Source organism: Terrihabitans rhizophilus (assembly GCF_033898525.1).
Taxonomy (GTDB): domain Bacteria; phylum Pseudomonadota; class Alphaproteobacteria; order Rhizobiales; family Methylopilaceae; genus Flaviflagellibacter; species Flaviflagellibacter rhizophilus.
The window spans coordinates 67,805-80,616 of record NZ_JAXAFJ010000005.1; the positions used below are offsets into that span (position 1 = coordinate 67,805).

A 12,812-nucleotide genomic window follows, 5' to 3' on the forward strand; every position below is an offset into this window, starting at 1 on the left:
GTGCCGCGAGCCTTCACATGACGCTTCTTTCTCTCGACATCGGGCCGGAGAGCCCGGACCTCGCCCCTGCCATCGACAAGCTGCACGAGCGGGCGTTCGGCCCCGGCCGCTTCGCGCGCAGCGCCTTCAGGCTGCGCGAGGGTGTGGCGCCCCTGCCTGAACTGTCCTTCGTCGCGAAAGTCGCGACCCTGCTCGTCGGATCCGTGCGGCTGACGCCCATCCGGATCGGCACCGCACCTGCGCTGCTGCTGGGTCCCCTGACGGTGGAACCAGCCTTTATGGGCCGCGGCATCGGCAGCACGCTGATGGAACGCTCCATTGCCGCGGCGCGCGAGGGCCAGCATGCGTTGATACTGCTGGTCGGCGACGAGCCCTATTATGGCCGCTTCGGCTTCCGGCGTGTCCCGCCGGGCCGCATTGCCATGCCGGGTCCCGTCGATCCCGCCCGCGTGCTGATCTGCGAGCTCCAGCCGGGGGCCTTCGTGGATGTCAGCGGGCCGGCAAACCCCGGCGGGCTATAGACCGCCTTCGCGCGGGCTCGCAGGCGCCTTGATGCCCGGCTGCACGCGGATCTCCACGCCAAGTCCGTCCATCAGGCTTGCGCTGGCGGCAGAGGTGGTGGCCACGAGAGCGGCCTCGCTCGAAAGATATGGCCCGGCCTCGTTGCCGTCGTGCAGGACGAACCATTTCTCTTCGCGGGGCATGATCTCGTAAACGGCGATGGCCATCGGCTTTCCTCCACTGCGTTCCGGGGGAAACGGGAGGGTTGCGGCGAAGGTTCCCCTTCAAGGGAGCGGATCAGCGGCCTTCGCGCGCCCAGGCTGCGGCCAGCGCGCCGATCAGCAGGATGAAGCCCGCGAAGCCGGCGAAGAGCGGGAAGATGTCGAGGCCGCGCACGGTGCTGGCCTGCGCCTGCCGGACGCCGATCCAGTCCGCCCCATATGCCCGCGTACCATCGCGCACGGCCACGATACGCGGAACATCAAGGCTGCCGCTGCCTTGCAGCAGGCGTCGCACGGATCCACCCGACGCATCCGTGACAGGCTGCAGCCGATCCGCCGTCGAGACGACCTCCTGGAACTCGCGGGGATTTGGCGTTCCGACATTGACCAGAGCGGTGAAGGTGCCGTCCTCTGCGCGGTGAAGGCCCACTTCGCCGGTTTCGAGGCTCGCCGTGAACAGGCCGGGCTCAGTCTGCTGAAGGGTAATGGGCCGAGTGGCCCCGGAGGGAAGTGTCAGTGTGACCTGCGGAGGGGTGTCCTCCATGGTCTGCCGTTCCACCGTGAGCAGGCCGCCACTGGCACGAAGCCGCAACGCCTCTTCTTCAAGGTCGGGCTCCTTCATCAGCCAATGCGCGGTGCGGCGCAGCAGGTCGAGATGCGGACCGCCGCCTTCGAAGCCGCGCGCCCACAGCCATGCCTGATCCGAGAGAAGCACGGCAACCCGGCCCTCCTCCTCGCGCGAAAGCACCAGAAGCGGACGATCCTGCGCGCCGGACATCAGGGTCTGGCCTTCGCGCGTTTCGGTTTCCACCACGCGGAACCAGTCGCTCCAGTCGGGCACGGTGCCGTCACCCGGAAGCTTGCGCGTCACCGGGTGCCGTTTGCCCGCATCCGTCACCAGAGGCTTGAAGCGCTGCTCGATCACCCCTCCGATAGGCTCCGCAGGCAGGACGGAGGCGAGCGGCGTCTCGGACAGGCTGCCCGGCCCCGCATAGTCCGGTCCCGCCGCCACCAGCACGGCGCCGCCATTGCGGACATATTCGGCGATGTTGTCGAAGTAGAGCATCGGAAGGATGCCCTGCCGCGCATAGCGGTCGAAGATGATGAGGTCGAAGTCCTGGATGCGCGTGACGAAGAGTTCGCGCGTCGGGAAGGCGATCAGCGACAATTCGTTGATGGGGGTGCCGTCCTGCTTCTCCGGCGGGCGCAGAATGGTGAAGTGAACGAGGTCGACGCCGGCATCCGCCTTCAGAAGATTGCGCCAGGTGCGCTCTCCGGAATGCGGCTCGCCGGAGACCAGCAGCACGCGCAGCTTCTCGCGGACGCCCTCGATCTGCAAGGCGGTGCGATTGTTCGCGAGCGTGAGCTCGCCGTCGACCGCCGAGGCCTCGATCTCCACCACATTCGGCCCCGCATGGGCGATCGGCACCTCGACGCTGGCATTGCGGCCGGGGATCACGACGGACCGCGCAATCTCCTCGCCGTCACGCCGCGCGATGACGGTCACAGGCTCCTCGCCCGAGATGCCCACATCATCGACGCGGAAGCCGACGCGTTGGGTGCGCTCGACAATGCCGAAGCGCGGTGCAGCAGTCAGGACCACGCGACGGTCGCGCTCGTTCTCGCGGCCGGACAACAGCGCGTGCATGGGGGCCTTGAAGCCGAGGGCCTGCAGGTCCGGGGGAACATCATGCACGATGCCGTCCGAGATGAAGACCGCCCCGGCCACGCGGTCAGGCGGCACGTCCGAGAGGGCCGCCTGCAAGGCTTTGAAGAGCTCCGTGCCGTCCGAGCCCTGTCCGGGCGCACCGCCTTCGACGATGCGTACCTCCATGTTCGGCAGCGCGCGGGCGCGTTCCTCCACCAGCCGCCGGGCTTCGGCGGTGCGCTCGTCGCGGCCATCGAGGTTCTGGCTGGCACTGCGGTCGACGACGACCGCCAGCACGTTGGGCACCGTGTCGCGCTCGGTCCAGTTGATCGCAGGATTGGCGATCGCCAGCAGCAGCAGCGCCAGCGCGATGCCACGCAGCATGGCGCCCCGTGGCCGCACGAAAATCAGCGCTGCGATAGCTGCTGCGGCGAGCACCGCGGCGACGATCAGCGCCGGCAGCGGCAGCAGCGGAGCGAAGGAGAGGTCGAGATCCACGCGGCGCTCCTACTGGCCCAGCCGTTCGAGAAGGGCGGGCAGGTGCACCTGATCTGCCTTGTAGTTGCCGGTGAGGGCATACATCACGATGTTGATGCCGGCGCGGTAGGCAAGTTCGCGTTGTCTCGGATCCGAGGGCACGGTCGGCAGCAGAGGCCGGCCCTGATCGTCCGCCGCCCAGGCGCCGGCCAGATCGTTCGACGTGATGAGGATGGGCGACACGCCGTCGCCGGAACTGACAAGATCGGCTTCGCCGCTCTCCTGTTCCTCAGCCGTGGGCTGCGCCTCCACCCAGAGCGGCCCCTCGTTGAAGCGCCCGGGAAAGCCGGACATCAGGTAGAAGCTCTTCGTCAGGACGTGCTCCGGCGTGATCTGCTGCAGTTCCGGCACGTCGAGTCCGGCCAGGATACGACGCAGCGCGCCGTTGGCGGCTCCCGCGGTTGACGCGAATGGCGCGTCGCGGGTGTCGAAAATGATACTGCCGCCTCTCTTCATATAGGCGTCCACGCGGGCCAGGGTTTCCGCCGGCGGTGTCGTGGCGCTCTCTGAAACGGGCCAGTAGATAACGGGGAAGAAGGCCAGTTCGTCACGGGCGGGATCGATGCCGACCGGCTCTCCGGGTTCGAAGGCGGTGCGGGCGGCCAGTTCGAATGTGAGGCCTTCGAGACCTGCCTTGCTGATGCGGTCGATCTCGGCGTCGCCGGTGACCACATAGGCGAGGCGCGTCGTCAGCGCGGCGCCCATCTCCTTATCTTCCTGTGCGTGGCCCGGCACAGGGTGGAAAAGGAAAGCGCCTGCCAGCAGGGCGGCTGTCGCGCCGGCACGCCGCAGGCGGGGCATGCGTCCCGACAGCAGGAGAACGAGGATTGTGTCGGCCAGCAACGCCAGGAAGGCGGCCGTCATCAGCCATGGCGCCAGCGGTTCCGGTTCCGCGGCGACGTAGCTGCGCACCTCAACGCCCAATCCATCCAGATCGAGCCGCGCCAGCGCTGCGTCGGCTTCGAGCGCGTTGACTGCGACGAAGCCGTCGGGCGGCCCATAGATGCCGGGCGGGTGGTCGCGATCAGCGACCGGCAGGCCGGTCGCGGGCACCGGCTTCGCGTAAGGCGGCGGCGCCCGGAAGGCGCCCGTTCCATCGAGGGTGCGCGTCGGGGCCAGTGTTGCGGGGGCTGTTTCGCCAGCTTCGGCGGTTGCATCGGCTGTTCCGGCGTCTCCGGACAATGCCACGGTGCGGCGCAGCATATCGACGAACACGCCTGAGATCGGAAGGTTCGACCAGACGGTGTCCGCTGTGACGTGGAACAGCACGAGAGTGCCGGTGCCCTGACGCCGATGGGTGACGAGAGGCGTGCCGTCGGACAACACGGCCCAGGTGCGCTCGGCAAGGTCGGGGGAGGGCTCGGCCAGCACCTGACGGTTCACCTTTATCTCTTCGGCCACCGGCAAGCCTGCGAAAGGGCTGCCTGGCGGGAAAGCGCCGAGCCCCTGCGGTGTCGACCACGCCAAGGCGCCGCCGAGCACGCGGCCGCCGCGCCTGAGCCGGACCGGAACCAGATCGTCCTCCTCCGCAGCGGCCAGGCGCGAGCCGGCGAAGCGGATCAGCATGCCGCCATTGTCCACCCAGGCCAGAAGCCGATCATGGGCGTCCGGCGTCAGCGTGCCGACATCGGCCATCGCAATGACGGAAACGCCATCCTCGACGAAGGTGGAGACCGATTCGGAAGCCGAACCGCCCGCAGCGTTGCGCACATCCGCGAACGGCTCCAGTGCGCGGGACAGGTAGTAGACCGGCGAGAGCAGCGGCTGCGCGGTGTCTGCGGTCGCGCCCGAAATCAGGCCCACTGCACGGCGGCGCCATCTCTCGTCGAGCATCTGCACGCCTCCGGCGGAACGGCCATCGGCAAGTTCCAGGCGCGCGATGTCGTTTCTGAGTTCCAGAGGCAGTTCGAAGCGGGCCGTTGTCTGGAGGTCACCGTCGGGGAAGGTGAAGACGGTGTCGCCCAGCGGTCTTCCCCGCAGGTCGAAAGCACGAACGCTTCCGCTCTCGCCGGCAGCCGACTCGCCGCGCAGCACCCGCACCGTCAGTGCGTCAGGCGTGTTGTCCGCACCTGCCAACGCCCGCGTGGTGCGGGCCGGGACACGCACCGCCACACGGCTGTCATTGCCTATACCGGCCAGCCCTTCGGCGAAGGCGCGCCCGCCTCGCGCTTCAAGGCCTGACGTGAACCACACGATCTCCGTCGCGGCATGCTCCCGCACAAAGGCCGTGATGCGATCGAGATGGTCGGCTGGACGGGAGGTGTCCGGCCGGGGTGCGAGGGTCCGCAGTACTTCGCGAGCTCCCGCAGGCGTCGTAATGGACAGGTCCGAAGGGCCGCCGCCGAGATCGAGCAGGGCCACAGGGCGGCCAGCCGTTTCCGCGCGGATGATCTCGCTCTCGATGGCCTCGACACGCTGCGGCCAGTCCGGCGCGCTCGCCCAGCCGGTTTCGACCAGCAGCGCCACCGGTCCGCTACCGGGGGCGACCGGCGGTGCCGGGTTGAGGATCGGTGCGGCCAGCGCAAGGATGATCAGGGCGGCCATTCCGAGCCGCAGCAGGATCAGCCACCACGGCGTGCGCGCCGCGCTCTCTTCGCTGCGGATGTCCAGCAGGAGGCGAAGCGGCGGGAAATGTACGCTGCGCGGCCGGGGCGGGACCATGCGCAGCAGGAAGTACAGCGCCGGAAGCACGATCAGGCCGGCAAGAAGCCAGGGGCTGAGAAAGGCGAAGGGCAGGGCGCTCACAGCCGGGCTCCCTCGACGGGTGCGCCAAGTTGCGCGTGGAGCGCGAGAAGTGCCCCGGTCGCCGGATTGTCGGTGCGATGACGTCCGCTGGACCACAGACTGGCGGCAGCGGCGGCATCGACCGCTTCACGATGGGCCTGCAGGCGGGCGGCATAGCCGGCGCGCAGATCCTGCGGGCGGCCGAGCGTGATGCGCTGGGCACCTTCGGGGTCGAGGAATTCCGTGCGCCCGGAAAAGGGAAAAGTCTCCTCGACCGGATCGGAGATGGAGAGCAGGTGCCCTCGGGCGCCGCGATTGGACAGCGTGCGCACCGTCTCGGCGATCTCATCCTCCGGCGCGAGAAAGTCGCCAATCAGCACGCCTTCCTCCAGGGGAGCGAGGGCATGGGCCATTGGAAGGCCGGACCCTGCGGGCGCGGAGGCCAGACGCTGGGCCAGCACCTCGATGGCCCTGCGGCTCGCGGTCGGCGCGCCCAGTCCGAGGATGCCGACGCGCTCACCGCCCCGTACCAGCAGATCCGCAAGCGCGAGCCCGATGATCACGGCGCGTTCGGCCTTGGAATCCTCGGCGAGACTGGAGCGGTAAGCCATCGAGGATGAGGTGTCGATCCACAACCACACGGTGTGCGCGGCTTCCCATTCATGCTCCCGCACGAACAGATTGTCGCCGCGTGCGGAGCGCCGCCAGTCGATGCGGCTACCCGGTTCGCCCGAGTTGAAGCGACGGAACTGCCAGAAGTTCTCGCCGGTGCCGGAACGCCGCCGCCCATGCAACCCATGCACGACGCTGGCCGCGATGCGGCGTGCGGAGACCACAAGCCGCGGCATTGCCGCCGCCAAACCTTGCGCGGCAGCATTGTGGCGTGCTCCGGGAGCGATCTCGTCGGGCTGGAACGTCCGGACCTGCACCATCCGCCGTCAGCCGAGCCTCTCCGCGAGGCGCACGATGACGTCCGAAACGGTGCGTCCTTCCGCACGTGCTGCAAACGTCAGCGCCATGCGGTGCTTCAGGACGGGTTCGGCCAGTGCCATCACATCCTCGACCGAGGGCGCGAAGCGGCCATCGAGCAAAGCGCGTGCGCGCACCGCGAGCATGAGAGCCTGGCTGGCACGGGGGCCGGGGCCCCAGCCGATGAACCGGCCAATTTGCGGATCCGCCGTCTCCGGGCGAGCCGAGCGCACAAGATCGAGGATCGCATCGACCACGCTTTCCCCGACCGGCAGGCGCCGGATAAGCCGCTGCGCCACAAGAAGATCCTCCGCGCTCATGGCGCGACGAGCGGTTGTTTCCTCGGCCCCGGTCGTCTCCAGAAGGATGCGGCGCTCGTCCTCGCGGCCCGGATAAGTGACGTCGATCTGCATCAGGAAGCGGTCGAGCTGTGCCTCGGGCAGGGGATAGGTGCCCTCCTGCTCCAGCGGGTTCTGCGTGGCAAGCACGTGAAAGGGATGCGGCAGGTCATGGCGCTCGCCGGCCACCGTGACGTGATGCTCCTGCATGGCCTGCAGCAGGGCCGACTGCGTGCGCGGGCTTGCGCGGTTGATCTCGTCGGCCATCAGCAGCTGCGCGAAAACCGGGCCGCGGATGAAGCGGAACGCCCGCACGCCGCCGGCGCCCTCTTCGAGCACTTCCGAACCAAGGATGTCCGACGGCATCAGATCGGGCGTGAACTGCACGCGACGGGCATCGAGGCCCAGCACCGTTCCCATGGCCTCCACAAGCTTTGTCTTGGCGAGGCCCGGCACGCCGACCAGCAGAGCGTGGCTTCCGCACAGGATCGTGAGCAGGGCACGCTCAACCACCTGTTCCTGCCCAAAGATGACCTCGCCAAGCGCCTGCCGTGCGGCGGCCACCTGCGCGATGGTGCTCTCCGCATTGCGCAGGATCATGGCGTCCAGGGATTCGGCTTCGGTGACGCTCATCGCTTGCTTGTCTTTCGGCTGGGGCCACCGCTCGCAGCTTGCGCCGGCCTTGTCCCATCAGGTTATGGTGTCGGACACAAAAGGGCGAGAGCGTGACCACACACTTTGCGGCGATTGATAGGACCGGGGTAGAGGCCAGACCGTTGTCTTTCGAGAAGACACGGGGAAATGCAGCATCATGATCCGCGCCATTGGTCCGAGCGTCCTTCTCTTCCTGCTCCCGTTCCTTCTGTTCTTCGCATGGAACGCGTTCCAGCGCCGCCCCGGCCGGTCGCGCGCGGTCCCGTATCTGAAGCTCTCCATCGTCGGCCTGGTTCTGGCTCTTGGCGGGCTGCTGTTCTTCCTCGATCCCACCGCCGACGAGCCGCGCGGCATCTACATCCCGCCGCGCTATGAGAACGGGCAGGTGGTGCCGGGGCATTTCGCGCCGCATCCGAAAGGTCAGCCTTGAACCCTGCCATCGCCGAGCTGCTGCGCAGCCCGGGCGTGGCGCGTGTCCTGTCTGTTCTGAACCAGGAGGAGGAGGAAGCGCGCATCGCAGGCGGTGCCGTGCGCGATGCCCTGCTCGGGAAGATCCCCGAGGACGTGGATTTCGCGACGACGGCGGAGCCGGCGACCACCGAACGGCTTGCGAAGGACGCAGGCATCCGCACGGTCCCCACCGGTCGGGATCACGGCACGATCACCTTCCTGCTCGAGGGCCGCACCTACGAGGTCACAACGCTTCGGCGCGACGTGGAGACCGATGGTCGGCGGGCGGTCGTCGCCTTTGGACGCGACTGGGCCGAGGACGCCCGTCGGCGCGACTTGACGATCAACGGCCTCTTCCTCGACCGCCACGGACTCGTCCACGATCATGTGGGCGGCATTGATGACCTGCAGCACAGCCGCGTGCGCTTCATCGGCAATGCCGGCATGCGGATCCGCGAGGACTATCTGCGCGTGCTGCGCTTTTTCCGCTTCTTCTCCCGGTTCGCGGATGGGCCGCCCGATGCGGAGGCGATGAGCGCCGCCATTCGGGAGCGACATGGCCTTCGCACGCTTTCGCGGGAACGCGTCAGGTCCGAACTGCTGAAGCTGCTGGTGACGCGGCGTGCCTCCGAAACAATGACGTTGATGGAGGAGGCCGGGCTGCTGAACGTGCTGACGGGCGGCGTTGCGCGGCTCGCGCGCTTGCAGAGGCTAGCGGAGATCGAAGCCGGCACAGGGCGCCTTCCGGACAACGTGCTCAGGCTCGGCGCCCTGGCGGTGTTCACGCAGGAAGATGTGGATCGCCTGCAGGAGCGCCTTCGTCTGTCGCGTGCCGAAACCGAACGATTGTCTGCGATGGCCGGCACGCACTGCGGCCTGGACCCAGCCGCGGACGCGAAGAAGAGGCGGCAGATCCTTTATCAGCTCCGACCCGCAGCTTTCGTGGATGGTGTCCTTCTTGGCTGGGCCGGTTCCGGGGCGCACGCGGATGCAGAAGCCTGGCATGACCTGCTGGCTTTCCCCCAAAGCTGGACCCCTCCGCAGCCACCGTTCCGGGCAGAGGACTTCATCCGGCTGGGCCTTCCGCACGGGCCGAGACTTGGGCACGCGCTTCGTCTCGCCGAACGGTTCTGGCGAGATGCCGATTTTCCGGATGATGCAGGCAGCCTTCAGTCCATCCGGCAACAGGCGTTCAGCCATGCCGGCTGACAGTCCCATCTTGGATTGCGGATTGAGCAATCTCCATATGGTTCGGCGAGAAACCACGGATGATGCCCATGAGCAGATGGAGAATGCCGGCAGCGATTATCGCGGTATCGCTCGCGGCAGGCAGCCTTGCCCGTGCCGATGTGCGGGTCGTGTTCGAAAATCCGCGCGGTTACACCGACGCTTCATCGTTCCGGCGCGGCGGGGTTGAACCCGGCGCTGGAGTGCTTCGCGAACTGGAGCGCTATCTCCAGCGCCTCGGCGAACGGAATCTCGGCCCGACGCAGCGCCTCGACATCCGCATCTCGGACGTCGATCTGGCGGGCGGCTTTCGCCCGTCCGCAGGCGCGCTGGACCAGGTCAGGATCGTGGACGGGCTGGAGCCGCCCCGCATTACGCTCTCCTATGAGCTCCATGAACGCGGGCGGCGCGTGGCCTCGGGTCGCGAACGGCTGGCAGACATCAACTTCCAATGGCGAAGCCATGCCAGCGGTCGCCTGGGCTATGAAAAGGCCCTGCTGCGGGACTGGTTCGAAGACCGCATCGTCAAGCGCCGGCCGGCACGCCGCCCCGGTTGATTCTCACGGCCAGCGGACGAGCGGCGGCATGGACGACAGGATCGAATCGACATTGCCGCCGGTCTTCAGGCCAAAGATCGTGCCGCGGTCGTAGAGCAGGTTGAACTCGACATAGCGCCCGCGCCGGATGAGTTGCTCTTCGCGGTCGGCATCGGTCCAAAGCGTGCCGACATTGCGGCGCACGATCTCCGGGTAGGCGGCCAGGAACGCATCCCCGACATCGCGCGTGAAGGCGAAATCCGCCTCGAAGTCGCCCGTGTCCAGCCAGTCGTAGAAGATGCCGCCGATGCCACGCGGCTCGTTGCGGTGCTTCAGGAAAAAGTACTCGTCGCACCACTCCTTCATGCGCGGGTAATCGCCCACGCCGGGATGGGCCTCGCAGGCCGTGCGATAAGCTGCATGAAAGTGGACGCTATCGGGGTCTTCCTGCGTTCGCCGGCGGTCGAGCATAGGCGTCAGATCGCCTCCGCCGCCGAACCATGCTTTCGTGGTGCGCACATGGCGGGTGTTCATATGGACGGTCGGCACATGCGGGTTGCGCGGATGGGCGATCAGCGAGATGCCGGACGCCCAGAATCGGGGGTCCTCCTGTGCACCGGGAATCTGCGCGCGGAACTCAGGTGAGAATTCGCCATGCACGGTCGAGACGTGCACGCCGCATTTCTCGAACACGCGTCCGTGCATCATCGACATGACGCCGCCGCCGCCGGGGCTGCCGTCATGGCCCGTGCGCGTCCACGGCGTGCGCACAAAGCGGCCGGCCGGCAGGCCGTCATTGCCCGGAGCTTCCCCCGCCTCGTCTTCCAGTGCTTCCAGCGCAGCGCAGATTCGGTTGCGCAGGGCCTCGAACCACACCGTTGCGGGATGATCGCTCATCTTCATGCTCCTCTTTGCGGTCCCACCTATTAGCCGCGTAAGGGTGGTCCGGAACGGGATGTCCGTGCGACATGGTGTCGTGCGCCGAGCCTTACTCTGGACAAATGCCAAGGTGGGGTGCCAAAACGCAGCCAGCGTGCGCCACAATGATGCCGCAGACGAGACGATTCCTCTCGCGGGACGCAGGCCATGTACGACCATTGGATGAGGTAGCCCAGGTGTCGACAGCAGACGCGGTTGAACCGACCCGCCGGGATTTCCTGTACATCGCGACAGGCGCTGTAGCCGCCGTTGGCGGTCTGGCGACGGCCGTGGCGTTCATCAACACGATGAACCCCGATGCCTCGACGCTGGCGCTTGCCTCCACCGATGTCGATCTCGGCCCCATCGCCGAAGGCCAGAGCATCACGATCAAGTGGCGCGGCAAGCCGGTCTTCATCCGGCACCGCACGCCCAAGGAGATCGAGGACGGCAAGGCCGTCCCGATGGCAGACCTCATCGACCAGAGCGCGCGCAACCCGAACATCGCGGACGCCGCTGCCGAGGCGACGGACCAGAACCGCGCAGCCGTTGGCAAAGAGCAGTGGCTGGTCATGATCGGCACCTGCACGCATCTTGGCTGCGTGCCGCTCGGCCAGTCGGGGGACTACAACGGCTGGTTCTGCCCGTGCCACGGTTCGCACTACGACACGGCGGGGCGCATTCGTAAGGGGCCGGCTCCGGAGAACCTCCATATCCCCCCTTTCGCCTTCACCAACGACACCACTGTGCGGATCGGTTAACCGGCCAACAGAAGCCGCCAAGGCAGGACAGCGATGAGCGGACATTCGACCTATTCCCCGCAGAACCCGGTTCTCAAGTGGTTCGAAAGCCGCCTGCCGATCATCGGCTTGGTGCATTCGTCTTTCGTCGCTTACCCGACGCCGCGTAACCTCAACTACTGGTGGACCTTCGGCGGCATCCTCGCGATCATGCTGATGGTGCAGATCGTCACGGGCGTCATCCTCGTGATGCACTACACGCCGCATGTGGACATGGCGTTCAACTCCGTCGAGCACATCATGCGCGACGTGAATCTTGGCTGGATGATCCGCTACATGCACGCCAATGGCGCGTCCATGTTCTTCGTGGCGGTCTACATCCACATCTTCCGCAACCTCTACTACGGCTCGTACAAGGCGCCGCGTGAGGTTCTGTGGATCCTGGGCGTCATCATCTTCCTGCTGATGATGGCCACCGCATTCATGGGTTACGTGCTGCCGTGGGGCCAGATGAGCCTGTGGGGCGCCACCGTCATAACTAATCTGTTCTCGGCCATACCGTTCGTGGGAGAGGCTGTGACCACCTGGCTGTGGGGCGGCTTCGCCGTCGACAACCCGACGCTCAACCGCTTCTTCTCGCTGCACTACCTGCTGCCGTTCATGATCGCCGGCGTGGTCGTGCTGCACATCTGGGCGCTGCACATCCCGGGCAACAACAACCCGACCGGCGTCGCGGTGAAGTCCAGCTCCGACACCATTCCCTTCAATCCGTACTACACGGTGAAGGATGGCTTCGCGATCGTGCTGTTCTTCATGTTCTTCGCCTGGTTCATCTTCTATGTGCCGAACTTCCTCGGCCACGCGGACAACTACATCCGCGGCAACCCGCTGCAGACGCCCGCGCACATCGTGCCGGAATGGTACTTCCTGCCGTTCTACGCGATCCTTCGCGCCGTACCGGACAAGCTTGGCGGCGTTATTGCGATGTTCGCGGCGATCGTCGTGCTGTTCTTCCTGCCGTGGCTCGACACCTCGAAGGTCCGCTCCACGTCCTACCGGCCCCTGTACCGCCAGTTCTTCTGGGTTCTGGTGGTGGTGTGCCTGTTGCTCGGCTATGTCGGCGGCAAGCCGGCTGAGCCTCCGTACATCCTGATCGGCCGCATCTTGACGGTCTATTACTTCGCTCACTTCCTGATCATCCTTCCGCTGCTCGGCTTCTTCGAGAAGACCAAGCCGCTGCCGGCGTCGATCACGGAGGCCGTGCTTGCCAAGACCCATGGGGCGCCGGTGGTGCCGGCGCACGGGGTCGCCCAGCCGGAGCGCCAGGGGTGAACCAGAACCGTATGACC

General features: G+C 66.8%; 12 protein-coding genes. 6 read left to right on the forward strand and 6 right to left on the reverse strand.

Annotation, left to right across the window (positions count from 1 at the left end; genetic code table 11):
• Window positions 1-17 precede the first annotated feature (17 nt).
• Window positions 18-521 carry a GNAT family N-acetyltransferase gene (locus SCD90_RS09805; protein WP_319844496.1) on the forward strand — a complete coding sequence of 168 codons (504 nt, stop codon included), beginning with the start codon at window positions 18-20 and terminating at the stop codon, window positions 519-521.
• Here SCD90_RS09805 and SCD90_RS09810 read toward each other — a convergent pair.
• From SCD90_RS09810 to SCD90_RS09830, 5 genes are all read right to left on the reverse strand, one after another.
• Window positions 516-728 carry a hypothetical protein gene (locus SCD90_RS09810; protein WP_319844497.1) on the reverse strand — a complete coding sequence of 71 codons (213 nt, stop codon included), beginning with the start codon at window positions 726-728 and terminating at the stop codon, window positions 516-518. The two genes, SCD90_RS09805 and SCD90_RS09810, sit on opposite strands and share 6 nt — an antisense overlap.
• Window positions 729-798: 70 nt before the next feature.
• Complete coding sequence (locus tag SCD90_RS09815; protein WP_319844498.1) at window positions 799-2,868, reverse strand: hypothetical protein; 2,070 nt, start codon at window positions 2,866-2,868, stop codon at window positions 799-801.
• Window positions 2,869-2,877: 9 nt separating this feature from the next.
• Window positions 2,878-5,652: a DUF4159 domain-containing protein gene (locus tag SCD90_RS09820; RefSeq protein WP_319844499.1), complete on the reverse strand. Its 2,775-nt coding sequence runs from the start codon at window positions 5,650-5,652 to the stop codon at window positions 2,878-2,880.
• Window positions 5,649-6,563, reverse strand: coding sequence for a DUF58 domain-containing protein (locus tag SCD90_RS09825; RefSeq protein WP_319844500.1), 915 nt, complete (start codon window positions 6,561-6,563; stop codon window positions 5,649-5,651). The genes SCD90_RS09820 and SCD90_RS09825 overlap by 4 nt, the downstream gene beginning before the upstream one ends.
• 6 nt (window positions 6,564-6,569) lie before the next feature.
• A complete protein-coding gene (locus tag SCD90_RS09830) occupies window positions 6,570-7,571 on the reverse strand; it encodes an AAA family ATPase (protein WP_319844501.1) in 1,002 nt (333 codons plus the stop codon).
• Window positions 7,572-7,749: 178 nt separating this feature from the next.
• Between SCD90_RS09830 and SCD90_RS09835 the strand changes: the two genes are divergently transcribed.
• From SCD90_RS09835 to SCD90_RS09845, 3 genes are all read left to right on the forward strand, one after another.
• Complete coding sequence (locus SCD90_RS09835; protein WP_319844502.1) at window positions 7,750-8,022, forward strand: DUF6111 family protein; 273 nt, start codon at window positions 7,750-7,752, stop codon at window positions 8,020-8,022.
• Window positions 8,019-9,251, forward strand: coding sequence for a CCA tRNA nucleotidyltransferase (locus SCD90_RS09840; protein ID WP_319844503.1), 1,233 nt, complete (start codon window positions 8,019-8,021; stop codon window positions 9,249-9,251). The genes SCD90_RS09835 and SCD90_RS09840 overlap by 4 nt, the downstream gene beginning before the upstream one ends.
• Before the next feature lie 83 nt (window positions 9,252-9,334).
• A complete protein-coding gene (locus SCD90_RS09845) occupies window positions 9,335-9,826 on the forward strand; it encodes a DUF3016 domain-containing protein (protein WP_319844504.1) in 492 nt (163 codons plus the stop codon).
• A 3-nt stretch (window positions 9,827-9,829) separates the two neighbouring features.
• On the opposite strand, the gene hemF is transcribed toward SCD90_RS09845, so the two are convergent.
• The gene (hemF, locus tag SCD90_RS09850; RefSeq protein WP_319844505.1) at window positions 9,830-10,702 is read right to left on the reverse strand and encodes an oxygen-dependent coproporphyrinogen oxidase; all 873 of its coding nucleotides are present in this window, start codon (window positions 10,700-10,702) and stop codon (window positions 9,830-9,832) included.
• A 218-nt stretch (window positions 10,703-10,920) separates the two neighbouring features.
• Between hemF and petA the strand changes: the two genes are divergently transcribed.
• Window positions 10,921-11,484 (forward strand): ubiquinol-cytochrome c reductase iron-sulfur subunit, encoded by a 564-nt coding sequence (gene petA, locus SCD90_RS09855; RefSeq protein ID WP_319844506.1) that lies wholly within the window; start codon window positions 10,921-10,923, stop codon window positions 11,482-11,484.
• A gap of 33 nt (window positions 11,485-11,517) precedes the next feature.
• Complete coding sequence (locus tag SCD90_RS09860; protein ID WP_319844507.1) at window positions 11,518-12,795, forward strand: cytochrome b; 1,278 nt, start codon at window positions 11,518-11,520, stop codon at window positions 12,793-12,795.
• The last annotated feature ends 17 nt before the right edge of the window (window positions 12,796-12,812 follow it).